Origin of the sequence: Peptococcus niger (assembly GCF_900101835.1) — a bacterium.
Lineage (GTDB): Bacteria > Bacillota > Peptococcia > Peptococcales > Peptococcaceae > Peptococcus > Peptococcus niger.
In genome coordinates this window covers 1-22784 of record NZ_FNAF01000012.1, presented here as the reverse complement: position 1 = coordinate 22784, position 22784 = coordinate 1, and the positions used below count along the sequence as shown (strand labels likewise).

22 protein-coding genes, 4 tRNA genes and 2 pseudogenes are annotated in these 22784 nt (G+C 48.0%); 3 read left to right on the top strand and 25 right to left on the bottom strand.

The window, feature by feature from the left end:
- Positions 1-9: 9 nt before the first annotated feature.
- The 8 genes from ppdK to rplS all read right to left on the bottom strand — a co-directional run bounded on the left by ppdK (position 10) and on the right by rplS (position 8082).
- Positions 10-2664, bottom strand: coding sequence for a pyruvate, phosphate dikinase (ppdK, locus tag BLQ16_RS08090; protein WP_242868983.1), 2655 nt, complete (start codon positions 2662-2664; stop codon positions 10-12).
- Positions 2657-3487: a pyruvate, water dikinase regulatory protein gene (locus BLQ16_RS08085; protein ID WP_242868982.1), complete on the bottom strand. Its 831-nt coding sequence runs from the start codon at positions 3485-3487 to the stop codon at positions 2657-2659. Before BLQ16_RS08085 ends, ppdK begins: the two co-directional genes overlap by 8 nt.
- Positions 3480-4127, bottom strand: coding sequence for a transcriptional regulator CcpN (gene ccpN, locus BLQ16_RS08080; RefSeq protein WP_091792231.1), 648 nt, complete (start codon positions 4125-4127; stop codon positions 3480-3482). Before ccpN ends, BLQ16_RS08085 begins: the two co-directional genes overlap by 8 nt.
- Before the next feature lie 220 nt (positions 4128-4347).
- Entirely contained in the window at positions 4348-4839 is a 492-nt protein-coding gene (locus tag BLQ16_RS08075) for a YajQ family cyclic di-GMP-binding protein (RefSeq protein WP_091792230.1), read from the bottom strand.
- 9 nt (positions 4840-4848) lie between these two features.
- A complete protein-coding gene (gene asnS, locus BLQ16_RS08070) occupies positions 4849-6237 on the bottom strand; it encodes an asparagine--tRNA ligase (RefSeq protein ID WP_091792229.1) in 1389 nt (462 codons plus the stop codon).
- A gap of 8 nt (positions 6238-6245) precedes the next feature.
- The gene (ylqF, locus tag BLQ16_RS08065) at positions 6246-7100 is read right to left on the bottom strand and encodes a ribosome biogenesis GTPase YlqF (protein ID WP_091792228.1); all 855 of its coding nucleotides are present in this window, start codon (positions 7098-7100) and stop codon (positions 6246-6248) included.
- Entirely contained in the window at positions 7097-7663 is a 567-nt protein-coding gene (gene lepB, locus BLQ16_RS08060) for a signal peptidase I (protein ID WP_091792227.1), read from the bottom strand. Before lepB ends, ylqF begins: the two co-directional genes overlap by 4 nt.
- Positions 7664-7737: 74 nt before the next feature.
- Positions 7738-8082, bottom strand: a complete 345-nt coding sequence (gene rplS, locus BLQ16_RS08055; protein WP_091792226.1) for a 50S ribosomal protein L19 — start codon at positions 8080-8082, stop codon at positions 7738-7740.
- Between the two features lie 217 nt (positions 8083-8299).
- Here rplS and sdaAB point away from each other — a divergent pair.
- Together sdaAB and sdaAA are read left to right on the top strand one after the other, a co-directional pair.
- Positions 8300-8896 (top strand): annotated as a pseudogene (sdaAB, locus tag BLQ16_RS08050) (L-serine ammonia-lyase, iron-sulfur-dependent subunit beta); the annotation flags it as partial.
- Between the two features lie 10 nt (positions 8897-8906).
- A complete protein-coding gene (gene sdaAA / locus BLQ16_RS08045) occupies positions 8907-9782 on the top strand; it encodes an L-serine ammonia-lyase, iron-sulfur-dependent, subunit alpha (RefSeq protein WP_091792224.1) in 876 nt (291 codons plus the stop codon).
- Between the two features lie 87 nt (positions 9783-9869).
- Here sdaAA and BLQ16_RS08040 read toward each other — a convergent pair.
- From BLQ16_RS08040 to alaS, 12 genes are all read right to left on the bottom strand, one after another.
- Positions 9870-9943: transfer RNA gene (locus BLQ16_RS08040), tRNA-Asp, on the bottom strand.
- A 3-nt stretch (positions 9944-9946) separates the two neighbouring features.
- Positions 9947-10019 (bottom strand) — tRNA-Val (locus BLQ16_RS08035).
- A 3-nt stretch (positions 10020-10022) separates the two neighbouring features.
- Positions 10023-10096, bottom strand: a tRNA-Glu gene (locus BLQ16_RS08030).
- An 83-nt stretch (positions 10097-10179) separates the two neighbouring features.
- On the bottom strand, positions 10180-10659 hold the full coding sequence (locus BLQ16_RS08025) for a GNAT family N-acetyltransferase (RefSeq protein WP_091792223.1): 480 nt from the start codon (positions 10657-10659) through the stop codon (positions 10180-10182).
- Positions 10660-10739: 80 nt separating this feature from the next.
- Positions 10740-12707 (bottom strand): N-acetylmuramoyl-L-alanine amidase, encoded by a 1968-nt coding sequence (locus BLQ16_RS08020; RefSeq protein ID WP_159428051.1) that lies wholly within the window; start codon positions 12705-12707, stop codon positions 10740-10742.
- Positions 12708-12879: 172 nt separating this feature from the next.
- Entirely contained in the window at positions 12880-13077 is a 198-nt protein-coding gene (locus BLQ16_RS08015) for a cold shock domain-containing protein (RefSeq protein WP_091792221.1), read from the bottom strand.
- Positions 13078-13349: 272 nt separating this feature from the next.
- On the bottom strand, positions 13350-13700 hold the full coding sequence (locus tag BLQ16_RS08010; RefSeq protein WP_091792220.1) for an STAS domain-containing protein: 351 nt from the start codon (positions 13698-13700) through the stop codon (positions 13350-13352).
- Between the two features lie 8 nt (positions 13701-13708).
- A complete protein-coding gene (locus BLQ16_RS08005) occupies positions 13709-14857 on the bottom strand; it encodes a PP2C family protein-serine/threonine phosphatase (RefSeq protein ID WP_091792219.1) in 1149 nt (382 codons plus the stop codon).
- Between the two features lie 32 nt (positions 14858-14889).
- A complete protein-coding gene (locus tag BLQ16_RS08000; protein WP_144019682.1) occupies positions 14890-15192 on the bottom strand; it encodes a DUF1292 domain-containing protein in 303 nt (100 codons plus the stop codon).
- Positions 15182-15616 carry a Holliday junction resolvase RuvX gene (gene ruvX / locus BLQ16_RS07995; RefSeq protein WP_091792218.1) on the bottom strand — a complete coding sequence of 145 codons (435 nt, stop codon included), beginning with the start codon at positions 15614-15616 and terminating at the stop codon, positions 15182-15184. Before ruvX ends, BLQ16_RS08000 begins: the two co-directional genes overlap by 11 nt.
- Positions 15616-15885: an IreB family regulatory phosphoprotein gene (locus BLQ16_RS07990; protein WP_091792217.1), complete on the bottom strand. Its 270-nt coding sequence runs from the start codon at positions 15883-15885 to the stop codon at positions 15616-15618. Before BLQ16_RS07990 ends, ruvX begins: the two co-directional genes overlap by 1 nt.
- 4 nt (positions 15886-15889) lie before the next feature.
- Positions 15890-18547 (bottom strand): alanine--tRNA ligase, encoded by a 2658-nt coding sequence (gene alaS / locus BLQ16_RS07985; protein WP_091792216.1) that lies wholly within the window; start codon positions 18545-18547, stop codon positions 15890-15892.
- 232 nt (positions 18548-18779) lie between these two features.
- Between alaS and BLQ16_RS07980 the strand changes: the two genes are divergently transcribed.
- Positions 18780-18853, top strand: a tRNA-Pro gene (locus BLQ16_RS07980).
- A 479-nt stretch (positions 18854-19332) separates the two neighbouring features.
- Here the strand turns inward: BLQ16_RS07980 and BLQ16_RS07975 are convergent.
- From BLQ16_RS07975 to BLQ16_RS09760, 5 genes and pseudogenes are all read right to left on the bottom strand, one after another.
- Complete coding sequence (locus BLQ16_RS07975) at positions 19333-19767, bottom strand: single-stranded DNA-binding protein (protein ID WP_091792215.1); 435 nt, start codon at positions 19765-19767, stop codon at positions 19333-19335.
- A gap of 11 nt (positions 19768-19778) precedes the next feature.
- Positions 19779-19991 (bottom strand): hypothetical protein, encoded by a 213-nt coding sequence (locus tag BLQ16_RS07970; protein WP_144019681.1) that lies wholly within the window; start codon positions 19989-19991, stop codon positions 19779-19781.
- 191 nt (positions 19992-20182) lie between these two features.
- Entirely contained in the window at positions 20183-21028 is an 846-nt protein-coding gene (locus BLQ16_RS07965) for an Rpn family recombination-promoting nuclease/putative transposase (RefSeq protein WP_159428050.1), read from the bottom strand.
- Positions 21029-21285: 257 nt separating this feature from the next.
- Positions 21286-22005: an Rpn family recombination-promoting nuclease/putative transposase gene (locus tag BLQ16_RS07960; protein ID WP_159428049.1), complete on the bottom strand. Its 720-nt coding sequence runs from the start codon at positions 22003-22005 to the stop codon at positions 21286-21288.
- A gap of 533 nt (positions 22006-22538) precedes the next feature.
- Positions 22539-22784 (bottom strand): annotated as a pseudogene (locus BLQ16_RS09760) (hypothetical protein); the annotation flags it as partial.

Genomic DNA, 22784 nt, shown 5'->3' with positions numbered 1-22784 from the left:
AATATACAATTATTTGCGCGGCGCTTTAATTTGTGCCTGTGCCGCAGCGACAATGGCGATTGGCACACGGTAGGGTGAGCAGCTGACAAAGGTCAGGCCGGCTTCGTGACATTTGGCCACGGATGCCGGGTCGCCACCATGTTCCCCGCAAATGCCGAATGAAATCCCCGGTTTAACACCGCGGCCTTTTTGAACAGCCAGGGCCACCAACTCGGCCACATGGTCATCCAGGACAGCAAAGGGATTTTCTTTGAGGATTTTCTTTTCCAGATAAATCGGCAAGAATTTCCCTTCCGCATCGTCGCGGCTGAAGCCCAGGGTCGTTTGTGTTAAGTCGTTGGTCCCGAAGGTGAAGAAATCACAGTGCTCGGTCAACTTGTCGCAGCCCAGGCAAGCCCGCGGCAATTCCAGCATGGCACCGACTTTGTAGGGAATCTCAATGCCCTGTTCCGCACTGACGGCCTTGGCCACGTCATCAATTTCAGCCCGTAAAATTTCAACTTCTTTTTGGTCAATCACCAAAGGAATTTCAATTTCAACATGAATATCTTTGCCTTCTTTGAGCAATTGTGCCGTCGCATTTAAAATGGCTCTGGCTTGCATCCGGTAGACATCCGGATAGGTAACCCCCAGGCGGCAGCCACGATGTCCGAGCATGGGGTTGGCCTCATGCAGGGCACGCACCTTGCGCAAGAGGACCTCTTTTTCTTCAATAGCGCCTGCATCGGCCCCGGTGTGTTTCATGTCGTTGATTTCCAACATCAGTTTTTCCATGTTCGGCAGGAATTCATGCAAGGGCGGGTCCAAGAGACGAATGGTCGTCGGATGACCGGCCATGGCATCCAAAATGCCGACAAAGTCTTCCTGCTGGAATTTCAGCAAATGTTCCAGCGGTGCCCGACGTTCTTCAAGGTTCTCTGCTAAAATCATTTGCTGAACATACGGCAGCCGTTCCACTTGCATAAACATGTGCTCGGTACGGCAGAGGCCAATTCCTTTGGCGCCAAATTCCAAGGCCTTTCTGGCATCAGCAGGGGTATCCGCATTGGCGTGAACGTTCATGCCGCCTTCTTCAGCCACTTCTGCACACCAGTCGAGGATCTGTTGGAAATAGCTGCTGATAACCGGCGGAATAACCGGCACTTCCCCTTTGATCACATTACCGGTAGACCCGTCAATGGTAATGATATCTCCATCTGTCAAAGTCAAATCGCCAACGCTAAGGGTCTTCTTGTCCAAGTCCACCTTAATGCCGTCACAACCGCAAACGCAGGGTGTCCCCATGCCACGGGCCACAACTGCTGCATGGGAGGTCATCCCACCGCGGCTGGTCAAAACGCCTTGCGCCATGACCATACCGTGAATATCATCCGGGGTGGTTTCGTTGCGCACCAGGATGACTTTTTCACCGCTTTTACCGCGTTCTTCAGCTTCATCAGCCGTAAAGACAATGGCCCCGGCTGCAGCACCGGGAGAGGCCGGCAGACCTTTGGTCAGAACGTCCAGGTCGGCTTTCGGATCAATAGAGGGGTGCAAGAGTTGATCCAGCTGATAAGCATCAATCCGTGCAATGGCTTCATCGCGTGTGATAAAACCTTCCTGAACCATTTCAACGGCACAGCGTACAGCCGCTTGCGTGGTGCGCTTGGCGTCACGGGTTTGCAAAATAAAGAGAGACCCGTTTTCAATGGTAAATTCAATGTCCTGCATGTCTTTGTAATGGTTTTCCAAAAGCGAGCAGGTTTCTGTAAATTGTTTAAAGGCTTGCGGCAATTCCTTATCCAGTTCAGAAATATGATGGGGGGTACGAATCCCGGCCACCACGTCCTCGCCTTGGGCATTGATCAAATATTCACCGTATAATTCACGGACACCGGTTGCCGGGTTACGGGTAAATGCAACCCCGGTGCCGGAGGTATTGCCCATGTTCCCGTAAACCATCGATTGAACGTTAACTGCGGTACCGATATCGTCCGGAATGCGGTTGATTTGACGATAAACAATGGCCCGAGGGTTGCCCCAGCTTTCAAAAACCGCGGAAATGGCCAAAATCAGTTGTTCTTTAGGCTCTTGCGGGAAGTCTTGGCCGGCTTCTTTCTTGACCAATTCTTTATATTTTTCAATCAATGTGCGCAAGTGGTCCGGGTTTAATTTATAGTCCACATCAACGCCCTGATCTTCTTTGACCCGTTCCAAAATCTGGTCAAATTTGTACCCGTCAATGCCCATAACCACGTTCGCATACATTTGAATAAAACGACGGTAGCAGTCTAAGGCAAAACGTTCGTCTTCTGTTAAGGCCGCAAAGCCTTGAACGGTTTTATCGTTTAAACCAAGGTTTAAAACCGTATCCATCATACCGGGCATGGAGATGGCCGCACCGGACCGAACAGAAACCAATAAAGGGTTTTTGTCATCGCCAAACAGTTTGCCCGTTTGTTCTTCAACCGTCTTTAAATTTTTCCATACCTCATCCAGCAAGCCTTCCGGCAATTGGTTGCCCTGATTGAAAAAGTCATTGCAGGCTTCTGTGGTAATGGTCATCCCCTGGGGAACCGGTAAGCCGATTCGCGTCATTTCTGCCAAATTGGCCCCCTTGCCGCCTAAAAGAGCGCGCATATCCTTGGAGCCTTCTTTAAATAAATAAACATATTTTTTACTCAATGATATTATCCCCTCTGCTATAATATATTTGTAAGATGACATTGGCAGTTTCTTCAACAGCTTTATGTGAAACATCAATAATCGGACAACCGATGCGTTTCATGATTTTTTCGGCATGGTCAATTTCTTCAAAAATACGCGCCATGTCCGTATAATCGCTTCCGCCGACAACGCCCAAACTCAGCAGGCGCTCGCGGCGAATATTGCCCAAGACATCCGGGCGAATGGTTAAACCCACAATTCTATTTTTAGGCACTTCAAAAAGCTTTTCACTAACCTTTACCTGTGGCACCAAAGGCAAGTTGGCCACCTTTAAGCCACGGTAGGCCAAATACATGGACAGTGGTGTTTTTGAGGTTCTGGAAACACCAATCAGCACCAAGTCCGCCAATTTTAACCCGGTCGGATCTTTACCGTCATCATACTTGATGGCAAATTCAACCGATTCAATCTTCTTAAAGTAAGATTCATCCATGCGTTGAACAAGGCCCGGCTGCCCTTTCGGCTGCTCACCGGTCATGCTCCCAATTGCCTGAAAGGGCAAGGCCAAAACATCGACAAAGGGTATTTTGCGCTGCATGCAGTAATCCCGAATGAAATCGCTTAATTCTTTTACCACAAGGGTGTACATCAAAATGCTCTTTTCGGTGTCAATCTTATCCAAGACCTGAGCCAAGTAGTCAATATCCTCCACAAACGGAATGGGTTTGTAGTGAAAAGAGACATCCGGAAACTGGTTTGCGGCAGCCCTGGCCACATATTGTGCCGTTTCACCCAGGGAGTCGGACAGCAGGTAGATGGTATAATCACGCATCTCACTCATGAGCCTCACCCCCGGTATAACCATAACCGATGTCTACAAAGGCCCTGGCAACATTGGTTTTGGTAAAGCGGCCGATGACCTCATACTGGTCCTCGCCCAGCTTTTTAACCACCGGCAACCCGTCAATTTCATGATGGGTCAGCTTGCGAGTCGCCATCCAAAGGCTTTCCTCCGGCGTCGTCATAATAATGTTCGGCATTCGAGTCATCACAACCCCTACCGGCACGGCATGCATATCCGTATTGCCGACAGCCAGTTTCAATAAATCTTTACGTGATAAAACCCCCTCCAACAAGCCGCCTTCACTCACCACAAAGAGCGTCCCGATATTGTTCATAAATAAGGAGACCAGGGCATCGTATGCAGAAGATCGCTCATCCAGCACCACCGGAACGCTTTGATATTCGCCAACGGTCAGCTCGACCATGCGCATATAAACATCATAACCGTGTCGATTTTCATTATAATAATAACCGACACGCGGTCGCGCTTCCAGGAGCCCCAGCTGACTCAAAAAAGTTAAGTCACTGCGCAAAGCCGCCCGGGTTGTCCCCAGTTTGTCGGCAATATCATCACCGGTAATTGGGCTGGTTTCTTTAACAATGGACAATATTTGCGTCTGTCTGTCGTTAAGTTGTATAACCGTTTCCTCCCTTCTTGTGGCCTTTGCGTTTATTATGACTTAATTTGACGCCTTTTTCAAGTCATTTTTGCCCACAATTAAGATTATTTGCGCTTTAATCTTTCCTTTAACCAGCATTCCGGCTTCTGATGAGCTTTAAATCACAAAAGGGCCGCTCACAATTTTGTGAGCGGCCCTTTTGTAAAGCCTCGTATTTTTCTGCTAGGACAATTTGCGCTTATGACCGGAAATTATCGTATTGCAGGGCTTGACCATAATCTTTTTCCTTTAAGAAGCCAATGACGGTCTGCAAGTCGTCAATTTTTTTACCGCTGACGCGGATTTTATCATCCATAATTTGCGTCTGCACTTTCAGCTTAGTGTCTCGAATGTCTTTGCTGATTTTTTTCGCCAAGTCTTTGTCAATGCCCTGCCGGATGGTGATGTCCTGTTTTACCCGGCCACCGGAGGGTTCAACCTTGCCGTAGACCATGTTCTCAATGGGGACACCACGACGGATAAACTTGGATTGAAGGACGTCCACCACACTTTTCATGCGCATGTCGTCATCGGCGTTCAAGTGAATGATATCGCCATCAACATTAATCTCTGTTTTAGCGCCTTTAAAGTCATACCGGTTACCGATTTCTTTTAAGGTCTGGTTCACTGCATTGTCCACTTCTTGGGCATCGACTTGGGAAACGATGTCAAAGCTTGCATCTTTAGCCATAATTACCTCCTAAAAATCAATCTGTTTGGGAACGCGAGGGAAGGGAATCACATCACGAATATTTTTCATACCGGATAAATACATGAGCAAGCGTTCAAAGCCGACGCCAAAGCCGGCATGAGGGGTCCCGCCGAAACGGCGCAAGTCTGAATACCAGCGGTAATCGGCTGCTGACATGCCATTGGCCTGTAAGCGCGCCTGCAGAAGGTCAAGCCGCTCTTCCCGCTGGCTGCCGCCGATGATCTCACCGATACCCGGCACCAAGAGGTCCACCGCCGCAACGGTTTTGTCGTCTGCATTCCGCCTCATGTAAAAGGCCTTGATTGCTTCCGGGTAATCGGTCACAAAAAGGGGGCCCCCAACCACTTCATCGGTCAAATACCGTTCATGTTCGGTCTGTAGGTCCAGGCCCCAGGCAACCGGATAGCTGAAAGGATGGCCGCTTTTTTCTAAAATGGCGATGGCTTCATCATAGGTCATGCGCGAAAAGCCGGCGGTCTGCACAGCCGTCAAGCGGTCAATCAAGCCTTCATCAATGCGGTCGTTAAAAAAGGCCAGTTCGTCGGCTGCTTCGGTTTGGACCGCAATGATCATCTGACGGATAAAATCTTCCGCCAAGGCGATAAGGCCATCTAAATCACAAAAGGCACATTCCGGTTCAATCATCCAAAATTCAGCGGCGTGGCGAGCGGTATTGGAATCTTCCGCGCGGAAGGTCGGACCGAAGCTGTACACATTTTTAAAGGCATGGGCAAAGGCTTCAGCATTCAACTGACCGCTTACCGCCAAATTTGCCGGACGGCCAAAAAAGTCCTGGGTGTAATCAAGCGCTTGCGGTGGCTCTGCGGCCAAGGCCTCAAGGTCTAGGTTGGTGACTTGGAACATTTCACCGGCGCCTTCCGCATCGCTGGCGGTTAGAATCGGTGTGTGCACCTGCACAAAACCACGCTCATGAAAATACCGGTGTACCGCAAAGCTTAAAAGACTGCGCAGGCGGAATACAGCTTGAAAGGTATTGGTGCGCGGTCGCAAATGGGCAAGGGACCGTAAATATTCAAAGCTGTGTCGTTTCTTTTGCAGGGGGTAGGTCTCATCAACCGGACCGACCACCTCCAGGGCAGAGACTTGAAGCTCTACCGGTTGCTTGGCCTGAGGGGTTGATACCAGAAGGCCGCTTGCCCGTACCGCCGTCCCGGTTAGCAGGTGGTTGTCCGCTGGGGCGGCCTCTGTTCCGGGCTTATAAACGAGCTGGAGGCCCTTCTGGCAGCTGCCGTCGGTTAATTCAATAAAACCGACGCTTTTACCGCTGCGATGGGTGCGAACCCAGCCTTCCACGGTGATGTTCTGCTCCAGCAAGGCATCCGCCTCCCGGTAAATATCTGCTATTGAAGCGTTCATGGCGCCTCCTATTCCAGTGAAATACGGCCAATAGCGCCGTTTCTGTAATCTTTTAACAAGAGGGCGGCTGTTTTCCGATCGTCTACCCGGCCGCCGCTGATGAGGGCCCCGCGCCGCCTGCCGATGGCCTGCATCAAGCCATAGGGGTCTTCCTGCTCAATCACATCTGACGACAAACCATAGCGGGCCGCCAAAAGCTGCGGATAATAAGCCTGGAGGTGGCGCACCAGCCGAAAGGCCGCTTCTTCAGGCACAAAGACATCATCGGAAATGGCCCCGGTAATGGCCAGCTGATAGCCAAGGTCTTCGTTTTCAAATTTAGGCCACAGGATACCCGGCGTATCCAGGAGTTCAATGTCCTCAGACAGCCGCAGCCACTGTTTGCCTTTGGTGACACCCGGCTTATTGCCCGTATCCGCCACCGAACGGCCAACCACCGAGTTGATTAAGGTGGATTTGCCTACATTTGGAATGCCAATGATCATGGCGTGGACCCGGACCTTTTGCGCCCCCTTGCCCATAAACTTGGCCCGTTTGTCATGGGATAAGTCATAAATGGCTTCCGTCAGTGCCTTGGTCGCCTGCTTGCCGCCACGGGTCAAGTCCAAGGCAATGGCACCATGCCCGCTATCATGATAGGTCCTCAGCCAATGGGCCGTTCGTCCAGGGTCTGCCAGGTCCGCCTTAGTCATAACAATAAGGTGGGGACGCTTTTTGCCGATAATCTCTTCCAGGAGCGGGTTTTTACTGGCCACCGGTATGCGCGCATCCACCAATTCAATCACAACATCGACCATGGCCAATTCTTTTTCAATCATCCGCCTGGCCTTGGCCATATGTCCGGGAAACCACTGTATATTCATCTTAACACCTGCCATGCAGAAACCGGCCAGTAAATCAACTGAGCCTTGCCGATGAGATACTCTGCCTGGACCGTTCCCCAAAACCGGCTGTCACTGGAATGGTTCCGGTTATCCCCCATCATGAAGTACTCATTATCCGGCACCGTCAAGGGCCCGAAATCCGGCATATTGGTATCCGGGGCGACATAAGGCTCATCCAACGGCTTACCGTTGATAAAAACCGTATTGTCCTTGATTTCCACCGTGTCCCCCGGCAAACCGATCAGACGTTTAACGTAATCCATTTCTTCCAGGCCTTCTTTTTCATTCACCGGGTACTTGAAGACCACAATATCGCCTCGCACCGGCTCATGCATCTTGTAGGATAACTTGGTCACCACCACCTGGTTGTTCAATCCCAGGGTCGGAATCATGGAACCTGAGGGAATGTAATAAGTTCCAACGATGAAATGGCGTAGGAAAAGCACCAGTACCACCGCCAGCAAAATTGGAATTAAAAACTCCTGAACAAAGCCGCCCTTTTGAGGCTTTTTTTTAGCTTCTTGTTCATCTGTTTGGCTCATTTTAGCACCTCGATTGTCCTGTTGCACACGCTGCAACTAGAAAAAGCCCTTCGCCAACGGCGAGGGGCTTACTTTTAACGATGAATTTCTTTGATGCGAGCTGCCTTGCCGTACCGGTTGCGCATGTAATATAATTTAGCACGACGCACGCGACCTTGACGAACCAGTTCAATGGCGGCCACACGCGGAGAATGAATCGGGAAGATACGTTCTACTGTGACACCATAAGCCGTACGGCGAACGGTAAAGGTTTCTGTTAAGCCGCCGCCAACCCGTTTCAGGACAACACCTTCAAAAGCCTGGAGACGTTCACGGTTACCTTCGACAACCTTAACCTGTACGCGAACCGTATCCCCGGGGCGAAAATCAGGTACATCCGTTTTCAACTGGTCTTGTTCAATTTGCTTTAAAATATCCATAATTTCTCCTTTCATCTGTAGAGCGTTCTTAGGAAAAGTCCCAGCGGACCGCTCGGATCAAAACAAAGCATATTGTAGCATGATTAAGGGTAAATAGCAAGTAAAAATATTAAAAAGTAGCGTTAAAAAAGAAAGGAAGTCCTTCATGTCCACAGGCAAACATTATCAGATGTTTGATATTCTCGGGCCCATTATGGTTGGCCCCTCCAGTTCTCATACCGCCGGCGCCTGCCGGTTGGCGAATATGGCCCGCCGCATCTATGGGGCACCTTTGCACAAGGTTATCTGCGAACTGCACGGCAGCTTCTCCCACACCTATCGCGGTCACGGCAGCGATCGGGCGGTGGCCGGCGGCTTGCTTGGCTTAGCGCCGGATGACGAGCGTTTGGTTGACGCCTTAAGGCTTATCGCCGACAAGGGCATTGACCTTACCTTCACGCCAAAAGACCTGGGCAACGTCCACCCCAATACCATGCGGTTTCGTTTTATCGCGCCAGATGAGCCGGAATTTACCGTTACCGGCTCATCCATCGGCGGCGGCAATATTCGCATTACCGATATTGACGGCACAGCAACTGATTTTACCGGCGAATATCCGACGCTCATTTTACGCTATCCGGACTCACCGGGCATGGTCTATGCCGCCAGCGGCATTTGCCATGACAACAACTTAAACATCGCCCACATGCACGTCAATCGTTTAGACCAAACGGCAACCATGATCATCGAACTGGATGAGCCGTTTACACCCCGTGTGACAGACGCCTTTCAAAAACTGCCCCAGCTTGACTTTTTCAAAGCCATCGCCCGTTAAGGAGGATACTGTGTATACATCCGCAAAAGAATTGTTGGCCGCCTGTGAAGAAAGCGGTCTGTCCTTGGCTGAAATGACCCTGCGTCACGAGTGTGATAAGACCGGAACAGCACGCGAAGACTACCTCAAGGGCCTAAAAGGGCGCCTCGCTGTGATGCGTGAATCCGGTGAGCGAGCCCGCAAAAGCCCCTTGATCTCCCTATCCGGCCTGACCGGTGGCAATGCGCACCGGGTGGCCCAACTGCCTCCCGAACAAAGCTACCTGGGCCCTCTTCCCCTAAAGGCCATGGCCATCGCCTTATCTACGTCAGAGGTCAACGCCCGCATGGGTAAAATTGTTGCCGCCCCAACCGCCGGGGCTGCAGGCATCCTGCCGGCAGCCATCTTAATTGCTGAAGACCAGCTAAACCTATCTGAAGAAGCCTTGATTGAGGGACTCTTGGTGGCCATTGCCATCGGCTACATCATCGCCACCAATGCGACCGTCTCCGGTGCTGAAGGCGGTTGTCAAGTGGAGTGCGGCGCCGCAGCTGCCATGGCCGCCGGTGCCTTGGTCTATTTGCGAAAAGGCGCCCCCTCAGCTGTATTTGAAGCGGCATCTTTTGCTTTAATCAACATTATGGGCTTGGTATGCGATCCGGTCGGCGGCTTGGTGGAATTTCCCTGCGCCTTGCGCAATGCCGGTGGTGTCGTCAACGCCATGAGCGCCGCGGACTTAGCCTTGGCCGGCGTGACCTCCCTGGTTCCTTTTGATGAAGTGGTCCAAGCCCTATATGAAGTTGGCCGTGCCTTGCCGGTCCAATACAGAGAAACCGCCCAAGGCGGCATGGCTACCACTCCTTCCGCCCGCCAGGCCTGCACCAGCTGCGGCCTTAAAAGCGATTAATCCTCTGAAATACAAGCGTCCCATCTGCTTTGCAGATGGGACTTTTTCCGTTTTGACGCATAAAAAAACAGCCCCGTAGGGCTGTCGCGACGCAGATGGGACTCGAACCCACGACCTCCAGCGTGACAGGCTGGCATTCTAACCAGCTGAACTACTGCGCCGTATGGACGATGACGGGCTCGAACCGCCGACATTCTGCTTGTAAGGCAGACGCTCTCCCAACTGAGCTAATCGTCCGGATGACCTGTAGGGGATTCGAACCCCTGAATGCCAGCGTGAAAGGCTGGTGAGTTAAGCCACTTCTCCAACAGGCCACAATTAAAGGCGTCTCACAAGAATACATTATACAGAGATGAGACGCCTTTTGCAAGTCTTTTTTACAATTTCAGCAAAATTTTTACGTCAAGGCCAGTTTGCGAATCTTTTCGTCATGAATCCGATAAATCCGCATTTCCTGAACAAGGTCGGCACCGAGCTTACGATAGAAGGCCAATGCCGGCTCATTCCAATCCAGGCAGCCCCACTCAAGGCGCCCATACCCGGCAGCTACACACTCTTGTGCAATGCGTGACATCAGCGCACGTCCGATGCCTTCGCCACGATGCCCCTCATCAATGTACAAGGCATCGATGTAATAACCGGACGCCCCGATAAAGGCTGAACAAACCGTGTAGCAAAATAAAAAGCCGACGGTTTGGCCATCCCGTACCGCAAAAAAGGCGCGTGCTTGACCGGAAGCCACCAAGCCGGCCAATTGGTCAGGCTCAGCTGTAATGTGCTCTTCCATCTTTTGATACCGCCCTAATTTCAGCATGTAGTCACGCATTAAAGGGCCATCAGACGCCGTCGCCGCCCGCACTGTCATTTTATTTTCCATAAGTCACCTTCTCATGATTCAGTCTTGCTCATTTCATCTTAGACCCTTTCAAAAACAGTGTCAACCTGGTCCATCCAGGATTAATACGAAAAGTACTTGACCAAGCCATCATACATACCTTGAGCAAGCTTGGTTTGATAGGCATCCGTCGCCAATCGCTTCTCATCTGAAGGGGTGGTTAAAAAGCCGCATTCAATTAAAACGGAAGGCACTTCATTTTCACGTAAAACAGCATAATTAGCCTTTCGGGTGTAGGTCCTGGTGCCGGTAGCCCCCTCCATGCCTTTCTGCATAGCACTTGCGAATTCTGCCCGCATATCTTTTTGAGCTGCGCTGGTAAGCCGTATGTTGCCATCAAAGTAATAAACCCCTATGCCAAGGGCATTCGGATTGCCGGGAGCGGCATCGCCATGGATTTCAACATAGGCGTCAGCGTTATTATCATTGGCCACCATGGCTCTTTGGGCCAAAGAAATATGCACCGGCTTGTATTCTCGAATCATAATGACCTTGGCGCCCGCCGCTTCCAATTGGCGCTTGAGCTTAATCGCCACTGGTGTGTTAAAGGCCACTTCCGATAAACGCAAGACACTCCCGATGGCACCTGGGTCTACCTTACCCGGACCAGTGTATTCCCCATGACCGGCACTGACGACAATGGTCTTACCGGCAAGACCCAGCTGACCGTTTTTATGTTTTTTGACGGCCATAATGGAGAATTCATCTCCACGGCGGTCCAAGCGGAAATAACCGCCCGGTTCTGTACTCGTATGAATAATAAGGCCCTTGTTTCCATTTGGCACGCATTTAAAATCGACAAAGGCCGTTTTTCCCGCCACCGGATTACCTAGATTGCCGTTAAAAGCAAGGCCGTTAATGGCAACGGACAGCTTATTCCCCTTATTGGCCAGCACCTGGACATTGGCATCATTCACCTTAAAGGTGACCTCATGTTGCCCAAAGCCCGGTGTAGACCGTTTAACGGTAAGGGCGGCTGAACCACTCGAAGCGTTTGCTTGCTCAGTGGCTGGAGCCGATTCAGCAACGCTCCCATTGGCAACAGGTTGTACCAATAAGCCGAAAATCCAGCCGGTTTGGCCATTTGCCAATCGGACATTGTACCAATCCGAGGTTTGATTGAGCCGGGTCATGCGATCGCCTTTTTTCACCGTACCGATAATTTGATGAGAAGTGGACGGGCCACTGCGAATATTCACAACGGATGCGGTAACTTCCAAATCGCCGCTTGCGGTGCTGCTCCCGTTCCCATTGCCAGGGACGGTTGGATTGGCCGGTGGTGCGGGGGTTGGCGCCGGATTTGGTGTACTCGGCGTGCCGGATGTGCCCGGTGCCGGACTCGTATAGGCCTCATATTTAACAAGAACTTTAGAAATCCAAGCTTTTTGCCCGTCCGGAAGAATAATTTGATAAAATTCGCCGGACTTGCCTACCGCATCGTAGCGGACATCTTTTTTCGCTTGAGCCACTACAGCGCTATCCGTAGACGCTTCCTTAAAAATAAGGCCGGGTGCCTGTACAACAGTAACAATACCCTTCACTTCTGAGCTGGACGTTTCGGCCGGCGTTTTCGCTTCTCCTGCCGGCGTGTTAATGATCACCGTGCGGCTGGCATTATCCCAACCGACTTCCTGGCCCAGGCTTTCACCGGCTGCCCGCAAGGGAATCATAATCCGATTGTTAACCAGCTGAATGTTCACATCAATGGGCTTAGCCAAGCCATTAATGTAATAGACAGGTTGGTTGTAAGGGAAAGCCAGGGTATTGTTGCCGAGCATCACATAAGCCGTTTGTTCTGCCTGAACCCACTTCACCTCTGCACCTAGGGCATTACTGATGAAACGAATCGGCACCAGGGTGCGGCTGTTTTGAATAATCGGCGGCACATCACTGTCGACCCGCGTTCCGTTGACAACAATGGATGGCGCCGGCGCTGCCTGAGCAGGCAAGGAAATAAGGCCGCCGGCCAAAAGAACCGTCAACACTAAAAAACCCATCAACCATTTCCGATAAGTATTCCATTTACTCAATACATAAACCTCCTTTGTAGCATGACCAGCCAGCCCCCTTATTGTATCCAACTTTTCCATCTGCTTCAATTCATAGCTGCTAACAATCCAGGGACAAATAAGCTACAGAATGATGACAAATTTATTCAATAAAAAAGCGTCACTGCCTAAACAGCGACGCACTTTTGCTTTATTAGAGCTTAACAACGTTAGCAGCTTGATCACCGCGATCGCCACTAACGACGTCAAATTCTACAGCTTGACCTTCGTCCAATGTTTTAAAACCGTCACCTTCAATGGCGCTGAAATGTACGAATACATCGTCGCCACCGTCAACGGTAATAAAGCCATAACCTTTTTCTGCATTAAACCATTTTACTGTTCCTGTCATCTGATGACCTCCATAAAAATTAGTCAGGATTGACAACACAGATTTGGACATAAAAATTCACATATTGTAACGAATTACATCAGCACATATGTAACCCCTTACAATATGTGAAAAAATGATGACGCATTTCTGTATTTCTTTACCCTATGACAATTATAACAACACCCACTCTAAAAAGCAACTACAAATACAGGCGGAATGCAACAGATGGATTTTTTCTATAAACCCTTCTTTCTTGCAACAACGCCGCTTCCTGCTTCCCCGCAGAAGTCCTATTCAGTCTCTTTTAGGGCTGATAGGGCAGCTGGTCTATCCGGCAATACTGAAAATATTTTATCCAGATTGACCAGTTTCAGTAATTTTCGGACGTATTCCTGAACATTGAAAAAGACAATCTGACCTTGTTTTTCATTAATTTCTTTATAAAAAGAAATTAACATGCCCAGACCGGATGAGTCTATGAAAGAAACTTTCTCCAAATCAACCATTACATTGTAAATGTGTAATTCCTGAATCCGCTTTTTGATATCCTCCTTGAAATCAAAGGATTGCTCCAAGGTAATATCCCCTTCTAAAATGACTTCCACATAGCCATCGTAATTTTTAACACAATAGCTCGCCATGCTTCCTCCTAAAAAGTGACAAAGATTATATTAACATCATCATTTTGGACGTACCGGCTCAAGGCCGAGCGCACTTCTATCATAAACTGCTCCGGTCTTACAGGAGAGGAGTATTCGTTTTCAAAAGCCTCTGCCAGCATCTCAAAATCGCTAAAATAACGAGATGAGTGCCCAAATAGAGGCAATTCAAATATGCCATCCGTATAAAGCAGGACCGATTCGCCGACCAAACATGAACAGGTCGCGCTGTCAAACTCTGCCTCTTCAAATAATCCAAGCGGTAAGGCAGAGCTGTCGTCCAGGACCCGAAAGCTTCCCTCGGAAAAATGGATCGGCGGCACATGGCCGGCATTTGCCCAGGACAGCCTGTGCGCTTTCGCATCATAGAGCATATAGCAGGCCGTCACAAAAAAATCATTCCGGGTATTCGAAAAAAACTGCCACAAGTTGCGGTTGATTTCCTCAAACAACCGCACCGGATCCATCCAGTAAGGCTTGAGCTCGTATAATTTTTCTTTCAAAATCGCCACAATAATGGCCGCTGAAGCGCCGTGTCCCTTGACATCGGCAATAAAGAAACCGTAGGTATGGTCGTTCACTTGTAAAAAATCATAAAAATCGCCACCGACAAAGCTGGCTGGACGATAAACGACATCCACCTTTAATTTCCCGGCAAAAGGCGCTCCCTGTGGCAAGAAATCGTTCAACAGCTGGCGCGCCAATTTTAAGTCCTGACTCAGTTCAAGGTAGCGCGCATTCAAATCAACGGTTGCCTTCCGCAGGCGCAATAAATTGCCGACGCGAATCAGCAATTCATCCCCACTCACCGGTTTGGTCAAAAAATCATCGGCGCCGCTCGCTAACCCATGTAGGCGATGATTGCGATCGCTCAGTGCCGTTACCATAATCACCGGCAAAAAATTCTCCTGCCGAAGGTCTTTCATCATCCGGCACAATTCAAATCCGTCAATATCCGGCAGCATCACATCGGTAATCACCAAGTCCAGCTCATTGCTGTTGAAAATTTGCATGGCCTCCAGGCCAGTAGCAGCCTTTAAAATGGTCATGTTAAAGCGTGAGTTCATCAGATAGCTTTCAAGCAATTCAAGGTTAAGGGCATAATCATCGATGATCAATACTGTGAATTGCTCAGACATAAGTGACCCTCCGTTTGTGATGCGTCACACCATTACATGGACTGATTCCAGTAGTCGACGACGCGGTTCCATTCTTCGTCATCGTCAATTTCATACAAGACGTCTTCCCCGTCTTCGTCCGCAATACGAAAAACCATCACGGTTGTCTCATCGGCTTCTTCATCCGGTGCATAAGGGGCCACCACCGCATAGGCGGCATCTTCAAAATCAAAATCCCCGATCAGTTCAAAGGGTTGTGCCGTATCATTTTCATCCACCAGGACAATGACATTTTCAGGGAATAATTCTTTCGTCATCTCATCCTGCACAGCTTCATCATTTTGTTTATTGTCCACGACATACCTCCTGCCCTTTAGGGCTGTCCATCCACGTTTGTAAAATCAAGACCGCTGCCAGTTGGTCCACTTTTTTCTTGCGCTTTTTACGGCTGACATCTGCCTGTAAAAGCACTTGGGTGGCGGCAACGGTCGTTAACCGTTCATCCATCCAGTAGACCGGAAGCGGGTGGGCTTCCGACAGCAAATCGGCAAAGGCTTTGGTTTCTTCAGATTTAAATCCTAAAGAATTATTCATGTTTTTCGGCAGACCGATTACCCAGGCGCCGACTTCATACGTTTGGGCCAACGCCTTTAGCGCCTGTATGGCCTGGTCATCATTTTTCCGCTGCAGGGTCTGGACGCCCTGGGCTGTAATGCCCAGGGCATCGCTGACGGCAACGCCGATGCGACGTTCACCGACATCCAAGGCCATGACACGCATCAGCGTCTCCGCTGGGAGAGGCCGATGTATTCTGCCAGCATCTCTTCAATGAATTCATCACGGTCAATTTGCTTGATCAATGCCCGCGCATTTTGATAGCTGGTAATATAGGCCGGGTCACCGCTCAGCAAGTAGCCTACAATTTGATTCATAGGCTCGTAACCTTTTTCTTCTAGGGCCCGATATACCGTCCGCAAAATATCGCGCGGTGTCATCTCACTGGAGCTTGACTTGTTGAAATACATGGTTTCATCCATATCATTATGCATACCATCATCTCTCTTTTAATTGATTTCGTACAATATCTGCCACTTTATTCAAGGCTTCAGACAGTTTTTCTGGATCTTTACCGCCAGCTTGGGCCATATCCGGTCTGCCACCACCGCGGCCACCCAGCATTTCCGCCACTTGACCGATGATCTTACCGGCATGCAGCCGTTTGACCGCCTCGTCTTTGGTCAGCATACTGACCAACATGACCTTGTTGTCTTCTGTTTCACTGGCCAAAAGCACTAGGCCGGATTTAATCTTATCTCGGTATTGGTCTGCCATTTGCCGCAATTCATCCGGACTGCCTGCTTTAACCTTATCGACAACAACATCAAAATCATCAATTTTAACGATATTTTTCAAACGGTCGCCAAGGCTTTCCTTGACTTTTTCCTGCTTCAATTGGGCCAGTTCTTTTTCTGTATTTTTCAGCGTGGCTTCCAAGTTTTCAACCCGGCCCAAAATGTCTTCCGGCCGATTGACCTTCAGGAAGGTCTTTAGCTGGTCCAAGGTATCCATTTGTTCTGTCAGATAGCGATAGGCGCCGGCACCGGTTAAGGCCGTAATCCGTCGAATGCCCGCGGAAACGGCACCTTCTGAAATGATTTTAAAAATGCCGATTTCACTGATGTCCTTGACGTGCGTACCGCCACAAAGTTCCCGGCTGATATCGCCAATTTGGACCCCCCGCACCACATCACCGTATTTTTCGCCAAACAAGGCCATGTAGCCGTTGTCGTTGGCTTCATCAATAGACATTTCACGAACCGACAAGACTTCACCTTGTTCAATTTCACGATTGACCAAGGCCTCCACTTCGCGAATTTCTGATGGGGTCATGGCCCGCTGCAGGGAAAAATCAAACCGCAAGTGGTCATCGGCCACTAAAGAGCCCGCCTGGTGCACGCCCTCTCCTAGAACCTGACGCAGAGCGGCATGCAACAAGTGGGTAGCGGTATGGTTGCGGGCAATATTGCGGCGCGTCCCGGCGTAAACCTTTTCCGTCACAGCATCGCCAACCGTCACCGTTCCTGTCACCGAGCCGGTCAAAACAAAGGTCCCATCCGGGAGCTTAACCGTTTCATCAATGATAATCCGCCCCTTAGGCGCCATCAATTCACCACGGTCACCAATTTGGCCACCGCCTTGTGCATAAAACGGTGTCTGGTCTAAGATGACTTGAACCGTTCCCTCCGTCACCGAATGAACGCCCTCACCATCTTTTAACAGGCCCAAAATCTTACCGTCACCGGTCAAATGATCGTATCCGGTAAAGACGGTTTTGGCCAAGTCCGGAAAAGCCCTGCGTACATCTTTGGCCAAGTCCCAGGCGTCGACCGTCTGTTGCGCCGCCTTGGATTGCTGCCGCTGTGCATCCATGGCCCGTTCAAAGCCTTCTGCATCCACGGTAAGCCCATTTTCTTCAGCCACATCCTTGGTTAAATCAATCGGGAAGCCATAGGTATCGTAAAAGGTAAAGGCCGTCTTCCCGTCAATCTCTGTTTTGCCTTCGCTTTGCAAGGCACGAACGGTTTCACTAACTCGTTCCATCCCCTCAGACAGCGTTTTCATAAACCGCTCTTCTTCACTGCGGATGGTTTCTTCAACAAAGGAAGCCTGTTCAACAATGGAGGGGTAAGCATCTCCCATCAACCGGCCAACTTCCGCCGTAATCTTATACAGGAAGGGTTCATTTAAGCCCAAGGTCTTACCCAGCCGCACCGCCCGGCGAATAATCCGGCGCAACACATAGCCCCGCCCTTCATTGGACGGCAATACCCCGTCTGCAATTAAAAACGTCGCACATCTGCCATGATCAGCAATGACCCGGAAGGGAAAACCCGCCTTGCCAGGATCGTAAGCTTTCCCACACAGCCCTCCAATAAAGGTCAACAGGGGTTTAAACAAGTCCGTTTCCCAGTTGTTGGGCACCCCTTGTAAAACAGAAGCGATACGTTCCAGCCCCATGCCCGTATCCACACTCGGCTTCGGCAGCGGTTCCAGCGTTCCATCCTCATGACGGTTGTATTGCATAAAGACCAGGTTCCAAATTTCCAACCATCGGTCGCAATCACATACCCCCAGGGCGCAGCCGTCTTCGTGATCACAGGCAAAAGCACTGCCGCGGTCATAGTGAATCTCACTGCACGGCCCGCAGGGACCGACATCCCCCATCTGCCAGAAATTGTCCTTTTCTCCTAAGCGAAGAATTTTTTCCGGACCAAAGCCGGTGCGCTCGTGCCATAAATCATAAGCTTCATCGTCATCTTTATAAATGGTAATCCACAAATCATCCGGATTAAGCCCTAATTCTTCCGTTAAAAAGGTCCAGGCAAAATTAATGGCATCTTTCTTAAAGTAATCCCCAAAAGAAAAGTTGCCCAGCATTTCAAAGAAGGTATGGTGTCTGGCCGTTTTGCCGACCGTTTCCAAATCATTATGCTTGCCGCCGGCGCGGACACATTTTTGTGACGTCACCGCACGCGTATAGGGACGTTGGTCAACGCCTAAAAAAACTTCCTTAAATTGGTTCATGCCGGCATTTGTAAAAAGCAAAGTCGGGTCATTATGTGGGACTAAAGAGCCACTGGCCACATGCGTATGCCCTGCAGCTTCAAAATACCGAATAAATTTCTCTCTAATTTCTTTAGATGTCAACATATACAGACTCCCCTTATTTCGCCTAATTTAAGAAACATTATACCACAACCAACCCGCTTTTGATGTTATGGAAAAGCAAATTTATATTCATTGTATCACGCCCCCTTGCCTGTGTAAAATGACCGGCAACAAGGCAAATCCCTTTTAATAGAGAATATTGTTTTTTCTTCTTTCTCATATACCAATCCTTGACTTTTTATTTAAATCTGTTAGAATAATGTTTGTTGACAAACGAGGTGTAGCTCAGCTTGGTAGAGTGCTACGTTCGGGACGTAGATGCCGCAGGTTCGAATCCTGTCACCTCGATAATAACTACTCATGTATAATCATGTGTAATCAAAAACCGCTCTATTGAGCGGTTTCTTTATTTTAATGTACTCATTTGAAAGCATATTTCACCACAGCATCTACCGACTTTTCTACCGACTTTTTTCTTGACTAAAACTGCCGGTTTGAAAGAATAAAAAATCAATGTATAACTATCAGTTTTCGTGTATATCCACATTATTGCATCAATCGTACGGAGCCGTTTATCCTATTCTAGAAGCTCTTGATTTGCATAAAAATTCTCCTTTTCCCTCGTGGACAAAAGTAAAAAATAGCACTACTTCTACCTTCCATTATAGACAGCTGTCCCCACATTTTTGTGGGGGCAGTATTTCTTTAGCAAGAAATCACTGGGCGCCCCCAAGGACATCTTTATTCCCCCATATACAAGTATAGAATGGCACAAAAAAAGAGCAGCTAAAAAGCTGCCCTCTAATAGTCAACTGCTTTCACATGCTTTAGAAGTTCCAAAAATCATCTGTATCATTGTTATTTTTATTTTCGAATGGCTGAAAACCACTCTCATCTTGACCTTCCCAGTTACTATTAACTTGCTTTTTCTGTTTATTCTGCGATTTAGCTGAATCTAAAAATTGCACACTGTTGCAGACAACTTCTGTGAATTCACGTTTAATATTTTGCTTATCCGTATATTTTCGAACCTGAATTGATCCGACTACAGCAACTCTACTACCTTTGCTTAGGAATTTAGCAATATTTTCAGCTGTTTTTCCCCAAGCCTGGCAGCGGATAAAGTCCACTTCCTTTTCTCCGCTCTTGCCTCTGTAAGTACGTTCAACAGCCAAGCTGAAAGATAATACCGCCTTGCCATTTTGCGTAAAGCGAAGCTCTGGATCTTTAGTCAATCGACCAATTAATTGTACAGTGTTCATTTTTTTCTCCTTTACTTTTCTGTATTTTTCCTATCCACTATTGGAAATTCAATGAAGCCGCTTTTGTAGCCACTGCCAATCAATACTAATGCCCAAAAGAAATACAGGAAAGCCCCTTTGGCTAACTCCGTAAATCCGAGTTCAATATTGACAGCAATACCATAAAGAGCAATGAATGATAAACCTGTCAAACACCCCCACAAATACCTCTTTAACTTTTTCACGTTAAACATCCTTCCTCAAATTCCAATAAAAAAAGAGATATGCAGAAAAGATTTATCTTTCTTACATATCTCTAATATTCAGCTTTTTTGCTTCTTATTCGCCTAAAACGAGAGCACTTTGCTCTTCTGAAAAGCCTGCCCTAAACATATTAGAGTGAATAGCTTCTCGACTCTTAACTCTACCTTGTACGTCACCTCAGTCTTTCTAACTCGCTATCAGAAAAAGAATATCCAGTTACCTCTCTAATTAGGTTGTAAGACATGTCTTTTTCCAATAACTTTTTAGCAACTTGACAGGCTTTTATTTCCATGCCTTTTTCCATACCATACTGTTCAGCTTCTTTTTCTCGAGAGAGGGCGTCCATTTTAGCGATGTCACGTTGAGCCATTGAATAGGCTAATTTTGCCTCTTTGACTGACATGCTCATAATTTTCACAACCTCCTTTGCTAATTCATTTTCCTGCGCAAGCTTATCAAGCTCTTCCCATGATTTGGCTCGGAAAAGTTCTGCCCAGATTCGTCTACCGGAAAGGTTATCTTCCTCTGTAGAAAGATTAATTTTCGTCAGATCCATTATGGATATACGAAACCTATCTGTATAGCTTTTCCCGGTTTTTTTGTTCCGCAATTCATACTCCGAAAAAAACTCAGGCTCCTCCTTATCGAAAGGGTAATCCAGTATGCTAAATTGCCGAATAAAGGGAAGCTCTGAATACGTTTTACCCGGGTTGCTCTGTGCAGCCATTCTTGCGGCATAATAAAGCGACCGCAAATGCCAAGTTTCATATCGCCTTACTTGCACTTCAACATTAACTAATACGTCATCATTAACCCTTGCGCCAACATCCAATATAATTTCCTTGCCATCAATCTGTTGGCCATAATCAATAGGATTAAGGACCACCACATCTTTAATCTCTTCAGGTCTCTTCGACAAAAGAGAGGCCACTAACCCCCTTAGGGCTACCTCGCTTTCTTGCATGACGATATGAAACATCAGGTCATTCGTCAGCCGATAAAATTTTCTTTCAGCCATACTTTCTCCTTTCATTATACCAGCAAATTTCCAATAAAAAAAGAGATATGCAGGAAAGAATCATCTTTCTCTTACATATCTCTTAATATTTACTTTTTTGCTTCTTATTCGCCTAAAACGAGAGCACTTTGCTCTCCTGAAAAGCCTGCCCTAAGCATATTAGAACGAATAACTTCTCGACTCTTAACTCTACCTTGTACGTCACCTCAGTCTTTCTAACTCGCTATCAGAAAAAGAATATCCAGTTACCTCTCTAATTAGGTTGCAAGACATACCTTTTTCCATACCTTTTTCCGTGCCTTTTTCCATGCCTTTTCTCGCTCATTAATAGCAAAATATATGCCATCATCTTTTGTTGCTGTACGCATAATGTCCACTACCTCCCTTGCTAGCGTGTCTTTTTCTGCAAGCTGGTTTAGTTCGTCCCAAGACTTGGCTCTAAAGAGTTCTGCCCAAACAAGCCTGCCGGAGGCAATATCTTCCGGACTGGCTAAATCTCTTTGGGTCAGATCCATAATCGATATACGAAACCTATCTGTATACCTCTCACCTGTCTTTTTGTTCCGCAGCTCGTATTCTGAGAAAAACTCCGGCTCATCCTTATCAAAGGTATAGTCCAGTATGCTAAATTGCCGAATAATCGGAAGTTCTGCATATGTTTTCCCCGGATTGCTTTGTGCAGCCATTCCAGCTGCATAATAAAGCGACCGCAGATGCCAGGTCTCATAACGCCTCACTTGCACTTCAACATTAACTAACGTATCTTCATTGACTCGTGCGTTAACATCCAAAATAATTTCTTTGCTACTAATCCGCTGACTGTAGTCAATTGGATTAAGCACTTCTACACTGGTTATCTCTTCAACCTTTTTCGACAAAAGAGAGGCCACTAACCCCCTTAGGGCTACCTCGCTTTCTTGCATGACGATATGAAACATCAGGTCATTCGTCAGCCGATAAAATTTTCTTTCAGCCATACTTTCTCCTTTCATTATACCAGCAAATTTCCAATAAAAAAAAGAGATATGCTTGAAAGCGCTTGCTCTCTTACATATCTCTAATTTCTCTTAAAAAGGACGCAAAAATCCTAGGCTCTTACATTCCCGTTCGTTAAATTCTTACGATTACTCGCAAGACATCAACCAGTATATGTACTGGCCTTCCATCAGCATTCCGGCTTATGCTGCCCACTTGGGTAAAACCACCATGCGCCTCCGGAATCGCAACGGCTTTAAGATTACTTTAATATAAAAATATTATACAACGTTAGCGCTTTATAGTCAATAATATAATTATCAATCCGCACAAAAAGAGCACGCCCCTTGTAAGGGAACGTGCTAATAGCTACGTTTAGCTTAATCCAATTTTTAGGCCTTTCACTTTCCAGCCACATACACTGGTACGCCAACAATCCGCTAGAGCAATAGGTAAGGCTTTGATATCATCTCCACCTTTTCCCCTGCCCCACACCGTACGTGAGACTTTCACCTCATACGGCGCTCCATCGCAATTACTTCAGTTGATTCATATCCTTTATTAATCCTACTTGATTTGTTTCATTAACCGTAGCTAGTTGGATAGGCTCCAACTTGGTCGTTTTTCTTAGTTTATTAAGCTTTTTGAGTTGTTTACCATCTAGCCGCAATTGGCTAGACAAGTAAGATATGGTGTCAGGGTTTGTGGCATGTACCAGCTTGTGGGCCGGTGTCGTAAGCAGGATTAGATTTTGGTAGTTATCCTTGCCACCTAGCTTCCT